A 17,625-nucleotide genomic window follows, 5' to 3' on the forward strand; every position below is an offset into this window, starting at 1 on the left:
TCGGCTCCGTAAATGGGTCGGCCAGTGTATTGCACTGGCGCGTTTACACAACCGCGGCTCTGGCCGCCTAATCGCCCGGCCTTGGCGTACGCGCCAGGCAGTAAATATCGACCCGCTCGGCGCCCGCGCGTTTCAACAAGCGAGCCAGCGCTTCGGCGGTTGCGCCAGTGGTAAGCACGTCATCTATGACCGCCACATGGCGACCCACGATCTGCAGCTCGTTTGTCAGCGCAAAGGCCTGGCGTAGGTTTTGGCGCCGGCTGGCGGCATCCAGCGCTTGCTGCGATGGGGTCTCATGAATGCGCTGCAACAGCTCGCGCTGGACCGGGATATCCAGCACCGGGCTCAGCCAGTTGGCGAGCATCTGTGCCTGGTTGAAGCCACGCTGGCGCAACCGCTTGCGAGCCAGGGGGACCGGCAGCAACATGTTCGGGCGTGGCAAGCCTTCGTCGAATCGGTGCTGCAGGTAGCGCGCCAGCTGCTCCGCCAGCAAACGACCGAAAGGCCAGCGTGACTGATGCTTGAAGCGCGTAACCAGGCTGTCCACCGGAAAGGCGAAGCGCCAGGGCACGGCCACATGGTCGTAGGCGGGGGGATGCTTGAGACACTGGCCGCAGATCGCGCCGGTCGCTGGCAACGGCAGCGCGCAGATCGTGCACTGCCCGCCGAGCCAGGGCAGTTCGGCCTCACAGGGACCGCATAGTGATTGCCCGGCTTCGCAGCGCTCGTCGCAGAGCTGGCAGAATTGCTCTAATTTTAACCAGTTGTAAACCATGATTCCTTTCCAGGTTGACAGCGCCTTTGGCTTGGCTAACCATTTCGCATCCGTGCCAAAGAATTCTATTACAAGGAATGCCTCATGAGCGCCACAGCCGCTTGCGCCACGCGTCACGATTGGAGCCTCGCTGAAGTCAAGGCGCTCTTCGAACAACCCTTCAACGACCTGATCTTCCAGGCTCAGGCCGTGCACCGCCAGCACTTCGATGCCAACCGCGTGCAGGTGTCCACGCTGCTGTCGATCAAGACCGGTGCCTGCCCGGAAGACTGCAAGTATTGCCCGCAGTCCGGCCACTACAACACCGGGCTGGATAAAGAAAAACTGATGGAAGTGCAGAAGGTGCTGGAGGCGGCTGCCGAAGCCAAGGCAATCGGTTCTACCCGTTTCTGCATGGGCGCGGCCTGGAAGCACCCCTCCGCCAAGGACATGCCCTATGTGCTGAAGATGGTCGAAGGCGTAAAGGCGTTGGGTCTGGAAACCTGCATGACCCTCGGCAAGCTCGATCAGGAGCAGACCAAGGCGCTGGCGGCGGCGGGGCTGGACTACTACAACCACAACCTCGACACCTCGCCGGAGTTCTACGGCAACATCATTACCACCCGCACCTACGCAGACCGTCTGGAAACGCTGAGCTATGTGCGCGAGTCGGGCATGAAGATCTGCTCCGGCGGCATCCTGGGTATGGGCGAGTCGTTGAACGACCGCGCCGGCCTGCTAATCCAGCTGGCCAACCTGCCCGAGCATCCCGAGTCGGTGCCGATCAATATGCTGGTCAAGGTCAAGGGCACGCCGCTGGCCGACGAGCAGGACGTAGACCCCTTCGACTTCATCCGCATGCTCGCCGTGGCGCGGATTATGATGCCCAAGTCCCATGTGCGCCTGTCCGCCGGTCGTGAGCAGATGAACGAGCAGATGCAGGCGCTGGCCTTCCTCGCCGGTGCGAACTCGATTTTTTACGGCGAGAAGCTGCTGACCACCGGCAACCCGCAGGCCGACAAAGACATGCTGCTGTTCAAGCGCCTGGGCATCCAGCCCGAAGCGCGCGAAGAGCACGACGACGAAATCCACCAGGCCGCCATCGAGCAGGCACTGGTCGAGCAGCGCGATTCGAAGCTGTTTTATAACGCGGTCGTGTGAACACGGAGCTGGAAGTTCGAAGCCGGACGCATGAAGCGATTCGGCCGTGCTTCCAGCGTCAGGCTTCCAGCTTCGAGTGAATCCATGCCTTTCGATCTGCAATCCCGCCTCGTGGAGCGCCGCGCGGCCCATCTCTATCGCCGTCGCCCCCTGCTGGATACACCGCAGCAGCCGGAGGTGACGGTCGATGGCGAGGCGCTTCTGGCGTTCTGTTCCAATGACTACCTGGGGCTGGCCAGCCACCCCGAAGTGATCCGCGCGTTGCAACAGGGCGCCGAACGCTGGGGCGTCGGCGGCGGCGCCTCGCATCTGGTGATGGGTCACAGCACACCGCATCATCAACTCGAAGAAGCGTTGGCCGAATTCACCGGCCGGCCACGGGCGCTGCTGTTTTCCACCGGCTACATGGCCAACCTGGCGGCGGTTACCGCACTGGTGGGGCAGGGCGATACCGTGCTCGAAGACCGGATCAACCACGCCTCCCTGCTCGACGCCGGACTGCTCAGCGGCGCGCGGTTTTCCCGCTATCTGCATAACGATGCGGCCAGTCTGGCCAAACGCCTGGAGAAGGCGACCGGCAATACACTGGTGGTGACGGACGGCGTGTTCAGCATGGACGGTGATCTGGCCGACCTGCCAACGCTTTGTGCCACCGCGAAAGCTCGCAACGCCTGGGTAATGGTCGATGACGCCCATGGTTTCGGTTCGCTGGGTCAAACCGGCGGCGGCATCGTCGAGCATTTCGGCTTGGGCATCGCTGACGTGCCGGTTCTTGTCGGCACGCTGGGCAAGGCGTTCGGTACCGCAGGGGCCTTCGTGGCCGGCAGTGAAGAACTGATCGAGACACTGATCCAGTTCGCGCGGCCATACATCTACACCACCAGCCAGCCACCAGCGGTCGCCTGCGCCACCCTGAAGAGTCTTGAGCTGCTGCGCAGTGAGGGTTGGCGCCGCGAGCATCTGCAGCGCTTGATTGCACGCTTCCGCCGCGGCGCGACCGAGATCGGCCTGACGCTAATGGATAGCCCGACGCCGATTCAGCCAATCCTGGTTGGCAGCAGCGAGCGTGCCTTGAAGCTATCCGCTGCCCTGCGTGAGCGGGGGATTCTGGTCGGTGCGATCCGCCCGCCCACTGTGCCGGCCGGCAGCGCGCGTCTGCGCGTCACCGTCAGTGCGTCGCACAGTGAGGCGCAGGTGGAACGACTGCTGGATATCCTGGCCGAATGCTGGAATCGATTGGCCGAGGAGCCTGAAGCGGATGCGTGATCAGCTGATTTTGTTGCCCGGCTGGGCGTTCGGCCCGGCGGCGCTGCAACCTTTGTGCGAGGCGTTGGTCGAGCTCGCACCCAGCCTCGACGTCGTAGTCGAGCCCTTGCCCGAACTGAGTGCAGCGCATGCCTGGCTCGACGAGCTGGACCAACGCCTGCCGCGCGACAGTTGGCTGGCCGGCTGGTCGCTGGGCGGCATGCTGGCCTCGCAATTGGCGGCGCGGCGTGTCGATAGCTGTCGTGGGTTGATTACCATCGCCAGTAATCCCTGCTTCCGTGCCCGACCACAGTGGCCGGAAGCCATGGGTGCGGACATCTTCGACGCCTTTCACGAGGCGTTCCGGCTCGATCCCGAGGAAACCCTTAAGCGCTTCCGTTTACTCTGCAGCCGGGGCGGCTACGATCCGCGGACACTGGCTCGGCAGTTGGAGGTGAGTCAGTCCCAGTCGTCGTCGCAGGTGTTGGATGCGGGTTTGCAGTTGCTGGCGGAGCTGGACGGGCGTGGTGCGCTGCACGGCTATTTCGGCCCGCAGTTGCACCTGTTTGCCGGTAACGATGCGCTGGTGCCGGCAGCTGCCTGCGAGGCGCTGCGGCGTTGGATGCCGGGCATCAAGGCCGAGCTCATAACCGGCGCGAGCCATACCGTTGCACTGGAGCGGGCCGACGACGTCGCGGCGGCGATGGTGGCCTTCATCAAGGGCGCCTCGGCATGAGCGACTCGGTCGCGGTACAGGTGCCAGGTGCCGAATCTGCGCTGCCTGATAAGCGTCACGTGGCCGCGTCGTTTTCCCGCGCCGCGGCCAGCTACGATTCGGTGGCCGAGCTGCAGCGTGCTGTCGGCAACGTGCTGTCCGAGCGCTTGCCTGGTGATCTGCGCCCCGCGTGTTGGCTCGATCTGGGTTGTGGCACCGGCCATTTCTCCCGCGCCTTGGCGAGCCGTTTTCCCATCGCCAATGGTGTGGCGATGGACATCGCCGAAGGCATGTTGCAGCACGCGCGACCGCAAGGCGGCGCTGACGCATTTGTGGCGGGCGATGCCGAGTGTCTGCCGTTGCGCGACGCATCGGTCGACTTGATTTTCTCCAGCCTGGCGCTGCAATGGTGCGAAGATTTTTCCGCGGTGCTGAACGAGGCTCGCAGGGCGCTGCGCCGCAATGGGGTGTTCGCCTTCAGCAGTCTGTGCAGCGGCACCCTGCAGGAGTTGCGCGACAGCTGGCAGGCGGTGGATGGTTTCGCCCACGTCAACCGTTTCCGCAGTGAGCAAGCGTACCGGCGGCTTTGCGCCGCCAGCGGTTTGAGTATCCTGAGCCTCGATGTGCAACCGCAGGTGCTGCATTTCGCCGAGCTGCGCCAGTTGACCGCTGAACTCAAGGCACTTGGTGCCCACAACCTGAACCCAGGCCGGCCGGGCGGGCTTACTGGCCGGGCTCGTATTCGCGCGCTGATCGATGCCTACGAGCGCTTCCGCACCCCAACCGGGTTGCCGGCGACCTATCAGGTGATCTACGGCGTGCTGCGCAAGGATGATCGATGACAGCGTTTTTCGTGACGGGTACCGACACCGAAGTCGGCAAGACGACCATCGCCGCCGGGTTGCTGCATGCCGCTCGTCTTGCGGGGCTCAGTACCGCGGCGGCGAAGCCGGTGGCGTCGGGCTGCGAGATGACCGTCGACGGGCTACGCAACAGCGATGCGCTTGCGTTGCATGGCCAGTGCACCCTGCCGATGCGTTACGAGGAGGTCAATCCGTTCGCCTTCGAGCCGGCCATTGCGCCGCACCTGGCCGCACGTGAGGCGGGCATCGATTTGAACGTGGCGCGGCTGGTCGACCCGGTCCGGCAGATGCTGGCGCTGCAGGCGGACTTTTCGTTGGTAGAAGGGGCCGGTGGCTGGCGTGTCCCCTTGGCGGACCGCGAAACGCTTTCCGAACTGGCCGTGCAGCTCGGGTTGCCGGTGATTCTGGTGGTTGGGGTGCGCCTCGGTTGCATCAATCACGCGCTGCTCAGTGCCGAAGCCATCGAGCACGACGGGCTGCAATTGGCAGGTTGGGTCGCCAACATCATCGATCCCTCGATGTCGCGGCTGGATGAAAACCTCGCTACGCTGGCCGAACGCTTGTCAGCGCCTTGCCTGGGTCGCGTCCCGCGCCTGCCGGCCGCCTCCCCCGGCGATGTGTCGTCTTATCTTGATCTTGGGCCGCTCATTCCTGCCTGACAGGGTTCGTCGGTCCGCTTATCGCCATCCGGCACTGGCGACAACGCGTCGGCTCTGCTTCAATGGTGGCTAACTGATCGCACGGGAATCGCAACATGCAGATCAATAACAACCTCCTTTCTGTCGGACTGGGCGCATACCAGGCCGGACAGCAACGTGTCGATAACGCCGGCGCTGCGCTCGCCGCGAGCACCTTGCCGGCTGCCGAGAATTCCCAGACGGTCGCCGATGCGATCGAGCTGACCGAGCAACTGGTTCAGATGAAAGTCGGTGAGCACACCGCAAAAGCTGGCGTGCGACTGTTGCAAACGGCCGATGAAGTGCTCGGTACCCTGATCAATACCAAAGCCTGACAGCGCTGGCCGCTCTGGCCGGCGTTCTTTGCCCTAGCGGCGCTTTCTCTCTTATCTCGATATTCATGGCGCCCGACCAACGGCGTCCTGGCCCCTGCTTGACATCGTGCAGGCCTAAACGTATGTTTCAAACGCCTGTTTGACCTGCCGTGTTGGCGGTCACAATCCAAATCCAAGAGTGGCCGGTCGGTCACCTGAACCAAGAACCCACCGCTGAGGTTTACGCTATGCCTGACTACAAGGCTCCCTTGCGCGATATCCGCTTTGTACGTGACGAACTGCTCGGCTACGAAGCGCACTACCAAAGCCTGCCGGGTTGTGAGGACGCCACCCCGGACATGGTCAACGCCATTCTCGACGAAGGCGCCAAGTTCTGTGAGCAGGTGATTGCCCCGCTGAACCGTGTGGGTGACATCGAAGGCTGCACCTGGAGCGAAAGCGGCGTGAAGACGCCGACCGGCTTCAAGGACGCCTACCAGCAGTTCGTCGAAGGCGGCTGGCCGAGCCTGGCCCATGACGTCGAGCACGGCGGCCAGGGTTTGCCGGAGTCGCTGGGTATGGCGATCAGCGAGATGATCGGCGAAGCCAACTGGTCATGGGGCATGTACCCCGGCCTGTCCCACGGTGCGATGAACACGCTTCACGAGCACGGTACGCCCGAGCAACAGCAGACCTACCTGACTAAGCTGGTGTCCGGTGAGTGGACCGGCACCATGTGCCTGACCGAGCCGCATTGCGGCACCGACCTCGGCATGCTGCGCACCAAGGCTGAGCCTCAGGCCGATGGCAGCTACAAGGTGTCCGGCACCAAGATCTTCATTTCCGCTGGCGAACACGACATGGCCGATAACATCGTCCATATCGTTCTGGCCCGCTTGCCCGATGCCCCGCAAGGCACCAAGGGCATTTCGCTGTTCATCGTGCCTAAGTTCCTGCCGAACGCAGAAGGCGGCGTGGGTGAGCGTAACGGTGTGTCCTGTGGCTCGCTGGAGCACAAGATGGGTATCCACGGCAACGCCACCTGTGTAATGAACTTCGACGGCGCCACCGGCTTCCTGATCGGCCCGCCGAACAAGGGCCTGAACTGCATGTTCACGTTCATGAACACGGCGCGCCTGGGTACAGCCCTGCAGGGCCTGGCGCATGCCGAAATCGGCTTCCAGGGTGGCATCAAATATGCGCGTGAGCGTCTGCAGATGCGTTCGCTGACTGGCCCGAAAGCGCCGGAAAAAGCCGCTGATCCGATCATCGTGCACCCGGACGTACGCCGCATGCTGCTGACCATGAAGGCCTTCGCCGAAGGCAATCGTGCGATGCTCTATTTCGCCGCCAAGCAGGTCGATATCGTCCAGCGCAGCACCGACGAAGCGCAGCGCAAGGCCGCTGACGCCATGCTCGCCTTCCTCACTCCAATCGCCAAGGCGTTCATGACCGAAGTCGGCTTTGAAGCTGCCAACCACGGCGTGCAGATCTACGGCGGCCATGGCTTCATCGCTGAGTGGGGCATGGAACAAAACGTTCGCGACAGCCGCATCTCTTGCCTGTACGAAGGCACCACCGGCATCCAGGCACTCGACCTGCTCGGCCGCAAAGTGCTGATGACCCAGGGCGAAGCGCTGAAGGGCTTCACCAAGGTGGTTCACAAGTTCTGCCAGGCCAACGAGGGCAATGAGGCGGTCAAGCAATTCGTCGAGCCGCTCGCCAAGCTGAACAAGGAGTGGGGCGACCTGACCATGAAGGTCGGCATGGCCGCGATGAAGAACCGCGAGGAAGTCGGTGCCGCTTCGGTGGACTACCTGATGTACTGCGGTTACGCCTGCCTGGCCTACTTCTGGGCCGACATGGCGCGTCTGGCCTCGGAGAAGATCGCTGCCGGTGAAGACACCGACGGTTTCTACACCGCAAAGGTGCAGACTGCACGCTTCTACTTCCAGCGCATCCTGCCGCGCACCCGCACTCACGTGGAAACCATGCTGTCCGGTGCCGACAACCTGATGGACATGGACGAAGCTCACTTCGAACTGGCGTACTAAGGTTCAGGTGAAATCAAAACCGCTGCTTCGGCAGCGGTTTTTTTTGGCTTCGATAATCCAATTCGTACCGATGCTGTTCCTGCCGGGTGATTGGCTGGTCGAGTGCTGGCACAATGCTTGTCTTCTTCACGGCTATTTGCCGGAGCTGTCGTGTCTCGTCTGAACGCCGCACGCTTTTTCAGCCATTTCTATGCGCCGCTGGCGTTGTTGTTCGGTGCCTTGGTGGCCGCACGACAGCCGAACCTGAACGAGTTCTTCATCTCGCTTTTCAACGTACTGCCTACCGTCTTGCTGCTACTTGGCGGGGCGTTTTGCATCGCCTATGGGCGGCTGCGCGAGACTTGCCTGCTGCTGACGGTTTACATCGTCTATTTCCTGCTGGATTCCCAGGCGGACCATTATCGCCTCAATGGCGCGCTGTTACCTGAAGCCGCATTGACGTTCCATCTTTGCAGCCTGCTGTTGCCGGTGCTCTATGGGCTGTACGGGTTGTGGCAGGAGCGGGCTCATCTGCTGCAGGATGGCCTGGCGCGGATTGCTGTACTGTTTGCTGTGGTGGCGGTTGCGTTGGCCCTGGCGCGGCGTTTTCCGCAAGCATTGCTCGACTGGCTGATAGACGTCCGGTGGCCATCGTTGGCGGCGGACTGGCTGCAGCTGATCCAGCTAGCCTATCCGGCGTTCCTGCTGGTGCTGACCGGCTTGCTGATCCAGTACGTGCGCCGACCCAGGCCGGTCCATGCGGCTCAGTTCGTGGCCCTGATTGGCTTGTTGTTGATGCTACCGCAAATGTTCAGTCGGCCCGGCGCGCTCAACGTCATGAGCAGCCTGATGATGCTGATACTGGTGGTGGCGATCGCGCAGGAGGCCTACCAGATGGCCTTTCGCGACGAACTCACGGGACTGCCTGGGCGCCGTGCACTCAACGAGCGTCTACAACGGTTGGGACGGCAATACGTCATCGCCATGGCCGACGTGGATCGTTTCAAGGCATTCAACGATACCCACGGTCACGACGTCGGCGACCAGGTGCTACGGCTGGTGGCGAGCCGGTTGCGCAAGGTGGGTGGCGGCGGGCGTGCCTATCGTTACGGCGGCGAAGAGTTCGCTTTGGTTTTCCCAGGGCGCGATCTGCAACATTGTCTGCCTCACCTGGAGGCGGTCCGGCAGGCGGTCGAGGGTTATCCACTGCAATTGCGCGACAAGACCCGCCGGCCGAAAGCCGCCGAGCAGGGGCGGCAACGTCGCGGCGCTGGTACCGCTGGCGCAGTTTCGGTAACCATCAGCATCGGCGTCGCCGAGCGGTCGGTGACGCAGCGTACACCGGAAGAGGTCATCAAGGCGGCGGACCAGGCGCTTTATAGCGCCAAGGGCGCGGGCCGCAACTGTGTGCGGGCACATGGCGAGAACCGCCGCGGTGCGGTACGCACCTCCAAACAAGCGGTCACCGACGCCTAAGCAGTTATGACGGCGCATTCATCGTCTGCAATGTGATTGTTGAGCGGCCTGGTCTGCCGGTAGCGTGCTGCCTATAACAATGCACCGCGCTGTCTTCTGGAGAACGATATGCCCGCTTACAAGGCTCCCCTGCGCGACATGCGCTTCCTGATCGATGAAGTGTTCGACTTCCACGGCAGCTATGCTGCCAACGGCGCAGAGGACGCCACTCCGGACATGGTTAGCGCCATCCTTGAGGAGGGTGCCAAGTTCTGCGAGCAGGTTCTCTCGCCGCTCAATCGCAGCGGTGATGAAGAGGGCTGCCATTTCGACAACGGCGTGGTGACGACTCCCAAGGGCTTCAAAGAGGCCTTTGCCCAGTACGCACAGGGCGGGTGGATGGGGCTGGCCTCGGACCCGACCTATGGCGGACAGGGTCTGCCGCATTCGCTGGGACTGGTCATCGGAGAGATGGTCGGCTCGGCCAATACCTCCTTTGGCATGTATCCAGGGCTGACGCACGGCGCGATGGCCGCGATCGCTGCTCACGGCACCGACGACCAGAAACACGCCTATCTGACCCACATGACCGAGGGCCGCTGGACCGGCACCATGTGCCTGACCGAGTCCCACTGCGGCACCGATTTGGGCTTGATCAAGACTCGCGCTGTGCCTAAGGCTGACGGTAGCTACGCCATCAGCGGTACCAAGATATTCATCTCCGCCGGTGAGCACGACATGAGCGAAAACATCGTGCATCTGGTGTTGGCCAAGCTGCCCGATGCGCCCGCCGGTACCAAGGGGATCTCGTTGTTCATCGTGCCGAAGTTCTTGCCTGACGCTTCCGGCGAAGCGGGCGAGCGCAATGGTGTCGCCTGTGGTTCCATCGAGCACAAGATGGGAATCAAGGCGTCCGCTACCTGTGTGATCAACTTCGACGGCGCCACGGGCTTTCTTATCGGCGAGCCGAACAAGGGCCTGAACTGCATGTTCACCATGATGAATCATGCACGTCTTGGCACGGGCATGCAGGGGCTCTGCAATGGCGAGGCGAGCTATCAGGGCGCCGTCCAATACGCCAACGAGCGCTTGCAGATGCGCGCACTGAGCGGGACAAAATATCCAGACAAGCCAGCCGATCCGATCATCGTCCACCCGGACGTGCGGCGCATGCTGCTCACCATGAAAGCCTTCAACGAAGGCAACCGCGCGTTGGCCTATTTCACCGCACAGTTGCTCGACCAGATCCACAGCCCCGATGAAGGTCAGCGCCAGGAGGCCGAGGCCCTGCTGGCTTTTCTCACGCCGATCTGCAAAGCGTTCATGACCGACACCGGCCTGGAGGTGACCAACCTGGGCATGCAAGTGTTCGGCGGCCATGGTTATATCCGTGAATGGGGCATGGAGCAGCTGATGCGCGATTGCCGCATCGCGCCGATCTACGAAGGCACCAATGGCATTCAGGCACTCGACCTGCTTGGCCGCAAAGTCCTCGGCAGCCAGGGTAAGCTGATGCTTGGCTTCACCAAACGAGTGCATCGGTTCTGCGAGACCAACGCCGAGCATCCTCAGTTGCAGAGCTATGTGTCGCAGCTGGCCGTCATAAACCGCGATCTGGGCGAGATGACCCAGCGAATCGGCATGGCCGCCATGAAGAACGCTGACGAAGTCGGCGCAGCGTCGGTCGATTATCTGATGTACTGCGGCTACCTAATTCTCGGCTACTTCTGGCTGCGCATGGCCGTGGTTGCCCAGAGCAAACTGGAGGCGGGAGATGGCGATGCCGCGTTCTACCAAGCGAAGTTGATCACCGCTGAATTCTATTTTGCGCGCTTGCTGCCGCGTACCGCGGCGCACAAATCGGCTATCGAAGCCGGTGGTGCAAGTCTGATGAAACTGCCTGCCGACCAGTTCATTTTCTAATCCAACGGTTTGCCTAGCGCCCGCCCTGTGCGGGCGTTTTTATTGGACGTGGCCGGGAATCTTAGGCCTCAATCGGTATGCAGCGACGCCTGAAAAACAGGATGGAAGCACTGTCGTGACGAGAACCCGTTAGTCACTTTAAGACCCTTCGGGCGTCTACAAGTCTTCAGTTAGACTCGCAGAACTGCTCCGGCCAACCGGCCAGGCGACACGTTTCTGCGAGGTCCTTTTCCATGGCTGACTACAAAGCACCGCTGCGCGATATGCGATTCGTCCTGAATGAAGTCTTCGATGCCCCGAAGCTCTGGCAGACGTTGCCAGCGCTGGCGGAGGTCGTGGATGCGGAAACCGCCGAGGCGATTCTCGAGGAAGCAGGCAAGATTACCGCCAACACCATCGCTCCGCTCAATCGTAGCGGCGATGAAGAAGGCTGCCACTTGGTTGACGGGGCGGTCAGCACGCCGGCCGGTTACGCAGAAGCCTATCGTTTGTATGCCGAAGGCGGCTGGGTTGGCGTCGGCGGCGATCCGGCCTATGGCGGCATGGGCATGCCCAAGGCGATCTCGGCGCAGGTCGAGGAGATGATGAACTCCGCCAGCCTGGCCTTCGGCCTCTATCCGATGCTGACCTCCGGTGCATGTTTGTCGATCTACGCCCACGCCAGCGAGGAGCTCAAGCAGAAGTATCTGCCGAACATGTACGCCGGCATCTGGGCCGGCTCCATGTGCCTGACCGAGCCGCATGCCGGCACCGATCTCGGCATCATCCGCACCAAGGCCGAGCCACAAGCCGATGGCTCCTACAAAGTCAGTGGCACCAAGATCTTCATCACTGGCGGCGAGCACGACCTGACCGACAACATCATCCACCTGGTGCTGGCCAAGTTGCCCGATGCGCCGGCCGGCTCACGCGGCATTTCCCTGTTCCTGGTGCCCAAGGTCATGGTCAACGAAGACGGCAGCCTGGGCGAGCGCAACAGCCTGAGCTGTGGTTCGATCGAGCACAAGATGGGCATCCAGGCCTCGGCCACTTGCGTGATGAACTTCGACGGCGCCACCGGTTGGATGGTTGGCGAGCCGAACAAGGGCCTCGCGGCGATGTTCACCATGATGAACTACGAGCGTCTGGGTGTCGGCATCCAAGGGTTGTCGACCGGTGAGCGTTCGTACCAGAGCGCCATTGAATATGCGCGTGAGCGCATTCAGAGTCGCGCGCCGACCGGCCCGGTGGCGCAGGACAAGGCCGCCGATCCGATCATCGTGCATCCAGACGTGCGCCGCATGTTGTTGACCATGAAGGCCTTGAACGAGGGCGGCCGTGCATTCTCCAGCTACGTCGCGCTGCAATTGGATATCGCCAAGTTCAGTGACGACGCCGAGGCCCGTCAGCGTGCCGAAGCGCAGGTGGCATTGCTGACACCGGTGGCCAAGGCCTTTCTGACTGATATGGGCCTGGAAACCACCATTCACGGTCAGCAGATTTTCGGCGGCCACGGCTTCATCCGGGAGTGGGGTCAAGAGCAACTGGTGCGTGACTGCCGGATCACGCAGATCTACGAAGGCACCAACGGGATTCAGGCCCTGGATCTCCTGGGGCGCAAGGTAGTGGGCAGCGGCGGCGAGCTCTACAAGGCTTTCACCGACGAGATCCGCCGCTACTGTGCGACAGCCGATTCGGAGCTAGAGGAGTTCATCGCGCCGCTCAAGGCCGCCGTGGCTAATCTCGACGAGCTCACAGCCTTCATTCTCGACAGCGCGAAGAACAACCCCAACGAGATAGGTGCCGCCTCGGTGGAGTATCTCCATGTGTTCGGCTACACCGCCTACGCCTATATGTGGGCACGGATGGCGAGCGCTGCGCGGGGCAAGGAAAGTCAGGACGATTTTTACGCGAGCAAGCTGGGCACGGCGCGCTTCTTTTTCGCGCGCCTGCTGCCGCGTATCCATTCGCTGAGCGCATCGGCGCGGGCCGGTAGCGCTTCGCTGTATCTACTCGATGCAGCACAGTTCTAAACAGCTTAACCCGTGAAGGCATAATGAAATTAATTAGCCATGTTTGGGAACGATGCGCCACTACGCCAGTCATAGACCTGCATCGTTTGTAGGCAATCACTTACATGCCGAGCCATGGATCGGCTTCCTTGTAAGTGATTGCTTACAAATCGTGGTGCAAAATTGCTACTACTGGTCCTGGCGACCGAGCGGTAGTCTTTTGCGCTATGGACGCGGCGTAGGGAAGCGCATAAGAAAATACGGAAGCGTAACGGAACGACGCCAGGAAGGCGCAAGTCACGGATGTCAGGATTCAGTCTGCAAAGGCCCCGCTTCGGCGGGGTTTTCTTTTTTTACCAGCCGAGACGCCGACTGGCCAGCGTCACACTGGCCTTGCATGCGGAGCTTAATGCTCAGGCTGGCATACATACTCCTGTGCCACCGAGTCCACAGTAACCACCGGGATTCTTCGCCAGATACTGCTGATGGTAGGCCTCGGCATAGTAAAACGCTGGAGCATCGGCAATTTCCGTGGTGATACTGCCCAGCCCGTGCTTGCTCAGCTCTTCCTGAAAGCGCCTTTCGCTGGCGCGAGCCTCTTGCTGCTGGGCGCTATCGAGGCAGTAGATGGCCGAGCGATACTGGGTGCCGATGTCATTGCCCTGGCGCATGCCTTGAGTCGGGTTGTGCGCCTCCCAGAACAGCCTGAGCAGCTCCCGGTAAGTGATCTGCTGCGGATCGAATACAACCAATACGGCTTCGGTGTGTCCGGTGAGACCGGAGCAGACTTCCTCGTAAGTCGGATTTGGCGTGTGACCACCGGCGTAGCCAACAGCCGTACTCCATACGCCGGGCTGCTCCCAGAACCGCCGTTCGGCACCCCAGAAACAGCCCATGGCGAATATCGCTTGCTGCAGGTGAGCGGGAAAGGGCGGTTGTAGCGGGTTGCCATTGACGAAATGGGCCTCGGGAACAGGGACTGCCGTGGCGCGTCCGGGGAGGGCTTGTTCCGCGTCGGGTAGCGCCTGTTTGTGAACGAGAATTTGCGAACGCAGGGTCATGGTGGTCCTCAAGCCTGAATAGAAGGGCTGCTGGTAGCCTAGGCTACCAAGCGCGCAAAACCAACGCGTGGTGACTAAGGCGCTACGCGGACGAAAGGTTTAGAGCCAGTGCGGATAACGGCGCAGTGAAACGAGTAGTTGGTTGCCAGGGATGGGCTTGTCGAACAGATAGCCTTGGCCGATATCGCAGCGCTGATGGCGTAGAAATGCCAGCTGCTCGGGCGTTTCGATGCCTTCCGCGACTACTTTCAGGTGAAGGTTGCGGGCCATGGCTATCACGGCGGAGGTGATTTCGATGTCGTCCTGGCTGTCCGGAATGTCCTTGATGAAGCTTCGATCTATCTTGATCACGTCGATGGGGAATTTCTTCAGGTAACTCAATGACGAATAGCCGGTCCCGAAGTCGTCCATCGCCAATGTCACCCCGAGCGCCTTCAGGCCGATCAGCTGCTGACGCGTCTCCTCGGTGGCTTCGAGCAGCAGGCTCTCGGTCAGCTCCAGTTCCAGGCTGCCTGGGCGCAACCTCTCTTCGGACAGAATGGTAGCGATCGAACCGACCAGCTCGGGGTCGGAAAACTGCTTCGGTGAAAGGTTGATCGCGATCTGTGGCGAGCCGATACCCAGCGCAGCAAGCTGTAGGCCCATCCGGCACGCTTCACGGGCAACCCATTTGCCGATGGGAATGATCAAACCGGTTTCCTCGGCCACACTGATGAACTGATCGGGCCGGATCATGCCTTTTTCCGGGTGGTTCCAGCGCAGCAATGCCTCCAGCCCCTGCAATCGACCGCTACGCAAGCAGAGCTTGGGTTGGTAGAAGACTTCGAGTTCGTTCTGCACCAGTGCGCGGCGCAGGTTGTTTTCCACGAACAGCTTGTAGTTGGCTTCGGCGTGCAGGGCTTCGGTGAACACCTGCACCTGATTCTTTCCGTTGGCCTTGGCCTTGTGCAGGGCCTGGCCTGCATGTTTCATCAGCGTTTCCGGGTCGCGACCATGCAGTGGTGAGCAGGCAAGACCCAGGGAACCGCTGACGCTGATCAGCTGCTTGTCGACGAACAATGGCTTGTCGAGGATGCGCAGCACCTGATTCGCCAGATGCTGGCCTTCTTCCAGATCCATGTCGTCGAGTAGAAGGGCGAACTCGTTGCTGGCGAAGCGTGCCAGGACGCTGTCCCGGTTCAGGCTGTTGCGCAGACGCCGGGCGAGGCTTGTCAGCAGCTTGTCGCCGGTCTGGTGGCCCAGGCTGTCGTTGATCCGCTTGAAGTTGTCGATGTCTACCAGTAGCAGACACAGCTGGGGCTGCTTGTCGTTGGCGAAGCGCTCTTCGATGCTGCGGATGAAGAATGGGCGGTTGCCGAGGCTGGTCAGATTGTCGGTGTAGGCCAGGCGCTCGATATGTTGTTGCGCCAGCTTGCTTTGAGTGATGTCTTCATAAATGCCGATGTAATGTGTCAGTTCGCCATTCTCACCGTACACCTTGGAGATCGACAGCTGCCCCCAGTACGGTTCGAGATTCTTGCGCCGGCTGCGAAACTCACCTTGCCAGCTATTGTTTTTCGCCAAACTGGATGAAGTGTCGAAAAGCAGCTCGCTGAGGTTTTCCAGCGAGGTCAGCTCCGTGAGACGGCGTCCGCGGACCTCGTCGGCGGAAAATTGCGTGATGGCGGTAAAGCTCGGGTTGACGTAATCGACGACGCCGTTCTTATCGACCAGAATAAAGGCGCTTGCGCTTTGCTCCACTGCTCGCTGGAACAGGTGCAGGGTATGTGTGGCGCTGAGTCGCTGCTGGTTGGCCAGCACCTGCGCGTACTGATCCGCCAATTCCCCCGCGAACGCCACTTCATCGGCATGCCAGACGCGTGCGCTACCGGAATGCTCCAGGCAGAGCACACCGATGACTTCCCCTCCCACCCGTATGGTTGCGTCCAGAATGGAGGTGATGCCCCGCGGCTTGAAGAAGCCTTCGATCAATTCCTGGGTGCGGGGATCTTCCAGGACGTTGGGTACGTCGATGGCGCGGCCGCCATGCAGCGCTTCCATGTAACGAGGGCAGGCGGACATATCCAGCGCCGACGGGTATTCCTGGCTGTCGTTGTCACGCCGGTATGCGGCAATGGCTTCGAGCTGATTGCCGTTCAGGTGCCAGATCGCCGCTCGCGCGATGCCATAGGCTTCGCAAGCGGCCTGGGTGACCAATCGCGCGGCTTCCAGCTGTGGATCGGCTGAGCTATAGCGATGCCGGGCCAGACGCACGATCAGGCTCTGCTGGGCCCGTGAACGAATCATGTGCTCGAGATGTACGTCAGCGGTTTGCGAATAAACGTCTGCTGACTGATTGAGTGTCGTCGCGGGTAATTCCAGAGCAGGCAGCACGTCAGCCGAACGTGGCTCTACGACCAGATAGCCCCGGAGCAGCTCGCGGCCATACTGCTGGCAGAGTTCGCCGATCTCCAGGAGATCCAGCACGCCGTTAGCCGAATGCAGGCAATAGCGGATGGAATAATGACCCTGGGTGGCCAGTTGAGCCTGGACGATATCGTGCGTTCTTAGCCGCACTGCCGGCTCCATCAGGCTGGCGTAGGGCGAATCTATCAATGAGCACAGCTCGTGGGCCGGCAGACCAAAGTGGCGCTCGCAAGCGGGATCCAAGTAAAGCAATGCCCAGCTGGATTCGTTCAAACGCTCGAAACGCAGCATCCCGAGCCTGGAAGGCACTGGCAACTGCGTCACAACCTCGGTCGCCAAACGGCTGGCGGCATCGGTATGTATTTTCATCGAGCGGTTTGCTTCCAGTATGCTGCGGGAGTCGCCTCGCAAGCCGCAGATCACGGCGCTTCCTGGGCGAAACGATGGCTAAATAATATTAAGCTACAGCAAGGGTGCATCATGCGACAGGGACTGACAAGCCTGCTTTCGAAGTTACTGTTGATCTCGTTTTTTCTGGGTGCCAGCGTACCGCTGCAGGCCGCTGAAACGGGCACTTTCGGCTCCGAGGAGGCGACAAAATATCTGGCGGAGCTGAAGGCGCTCTATCTTACTTCGGATGAGCGGAAAGCCCTGCTCGCGCACAGTAATGCCTTGCTGGAGACCCACACGTTAAAAGCGGCGTACCAAGTCGGACAAGCCCATCCGCAGGACCTGAGTTACCGTTTGAGCCTGGGGGCTCCCGGCGAACTGCGTATCCGCGAAGAGCGGCGCGATGCGTCTGGCAATGTCGCCGTGCGTAATCGCAGCCTTTCGGTTTTCGGAATGGATCCCTATTTGCAGTATCAATGTCCACCACAAGGCATCGTTTGTTCGTTTACCAGCCCAAACGGTGGCGAGCCCTGGTTGACCATACTGCGCGATTCCAAAGGAGCCGAGGAGCTAGCCAAGGCACTGTCCTTTCTGTTTCGCAATTTGCAGAAAGGCTAGGCCGCTCTCCAGAAGCAAG

14 protein-coding genes are annotated in these 17,625 nt (G+C 61.2%); 11 read left to right on the top strand and 3 right to left on the bottom strand.

The genetic code is table 11. The annotated features are described in order from the left end of the window. Positions 1–67: 67 nt before the first annotated feature. Positions 68–775 carry a ComF family protein gene (locus ACL0K2_RS16085; RefSeq protein WP_413043018.1) on the bottom strand — a complete coding sequence of 236 codons (708 nt, stop codon included), beginning with the start codon at positions 773–775 and terminating at the stop codon, positions 68–70. Positions 776–859: 84 nt separating this feature from the next. On the opposite strand from ACL0K2_RS16085, the gene bioB reads away from it, so the two are divergent. From bioB to ACL0K2_RS16135, 10 genes are all read left to right on the top strand, one after another. Further along, positions 860–1,915, top strand: a complete 1,056-nt coding sequence (bioB, locus tag ACL0K2_RS16090; RefSeq protein ID WP_045163891.1) for a biotin synthase BioB — start codon at positions 860–862, stop codon at positions 1,913–1,915. An 84-nt stretch (positions 1,916–1,999) separates the two neighbouring features. After that, positions 2,000–3,181, top strand: a complete 1,182-nt coding sequence (gene bioF, locus ACL0K2_RS16095) for an 8-amino-7-oxononanoate synthase (RefSeq protein WP_413043019.1) — start codon at positions 2,000–2,002, stop codon at positions 3,179–3,181. After that, positions 3,174–3,896, top strand: a complete 723-nt coding sequence (locus tag ACL0K2_RS16100) for an alpha/beta fold hydrolase (protein WP_413043020.1) — start codon at positions 3,174–3,176, stop codon at positions 3,894–3,896. The genes bioF and ACL0K2_RS16100 overlap by 8 nt, the downstream gene beginning before the upstream one ends. Beyond that, positions 3,893–4,717: a malonyl-ACP O-methyltransferase BioC gene (gene bioC / locus ACL0K2_RS16105; RefSeq protein WP_413043021.1), complete on the top strand. Its 825-nt coding sequence runs from the start codon at positions 3,893–3,895 to the stop codon at positions 4,715–4,717. Before ACL0K2_RS16100 ends, bioC begins: the two co-directional genes overlap by 4 nt. Then, on the top strand, positions 4,714–5,397 hold the full coding sequence (bioD, locus tag ACL0K2_RS16110; RefSeq protein WP_413043022.1) for a dethiobiotin synthase: 684 nt from the start codon (positions 4,714–4,716) through the stop codon (positions 5,395–5,397). The genes bioC and bioD overlap by 4 nt, the downstream gene beginning before the upstream one ends. Positions 5,398–5,492: 95 nt before the next feature. Next, entirely contained in the window at positions 5,493–5,750 is a 258-nt protein-coding gene (locus ACL0K2_RS16115) for a hypothetical protein (RefSeq protein ID WP_413043023.1), read from the top strand. Between the two features lie 227 nt (positions 5,751–5,977). Then, on the top strand, positions 5,978–7,783 hold the full coding sequence (locus ACL0K2_RS16120) for a phenylacyl-CoA dehydrogenase (protein ID WP_239611163.1): 1,806 nt from the start codon (positions 5,978–5,980) through the stop codon (positions 7,781–7,783). Positions 7,784–7,933: 150 nt separating this feature from the next. Continuing rightward, entirely contained in the window at positions 7,934–9,238 is a 1,305-nt protein-coding gene (locus tag ACL0K2_RS16125) for a GGDEF domain-containing protein (RefSeq protein ID WP_413043024.1), read from the top strand. Between the two features lie 108 nt (positions 9,239–9,346). Continuing rightward, positions 9,347–11,140: an acyl-CoA dehydrogenase C-terminal domain-containing protein gene (locus tag ACL0K2_RS16130; RefSeq protein WP_045163883.1), complete on the top strand. Its 1,794-nt coding sequence runs from the start codon at positions 9,347–9,349 to the stop codon at positions 11,138–11,140. A gap of 233 nt (positions 11,141–11,373) precedes the next feature. After that, positions 11,374–13,152, top strand: a complete 1,779-nt coding sequence (locus ACL0K2_RS16135; RefSeq protein WP_413043025.1) for an acyl-CoA dehydrogenase C-terminal domain-containing protein — start codon at positions 11,374–11,376, stop codon at positions 13,150–13,152. 392 nt (positions 13,153–13,544) lie between these two features. On the opposite strand, the gene msrA is transcribed toward ACL0K2_RS16135, so the two are convergent. Continuing rightward, a complete protein-coding gene (gene msrA / locus ACL0K2_RS16140; protein ID WP_045163881.1) occupies positions 13,545–14,192 on the bottom strand; it encodes a peptide-methionine (S)-S-oxide reductase MsrA in 648 nt (215 codons plus the stop codon). A 99-nt stretch (positions 14,193–14,291) separates the two neighbouring features. Beyond that, positions 14,292–16,967, bottom strand: coding sequence for an EAL domain-containing protein (locus ACL0K2_RS16145; RefSeq protein ID WP_413043026.1), 2,676 nt, complete (start codon positions 16,965–16,967; stop codon positions 14,292–14,294). A gap of 111 nt (positions 16,968–17,078) precedes the next feature. Between ACL0K2_RS16145 and ACL0K2_RS16150 the strand changes: the two genes are divergently transcribed. Further along, positions 17,079–17,606, top strand: a complete 528-nt coding sequence (locus tag ACL0K2_RS16150; protein WP_230623706.1) for a hypothetical protein — start codon at positions 17,079–17,081, stop codon at positions 17,604–17,606. Positions 17,607–17,625 lie beyond the last annotated feature (19 nt).

Origin of the sequence: Pseudomonas sp. YJ42 (genome assembly GCF_047225135.1) — a bacterium.
Lineage (GTDB): Bacteria > Pseudomonadota > Gammaproteobacteria > Pseudomonadales > Pseudomonadaceae > Stutzerimonas > Stutzerimonas stutzeri_E.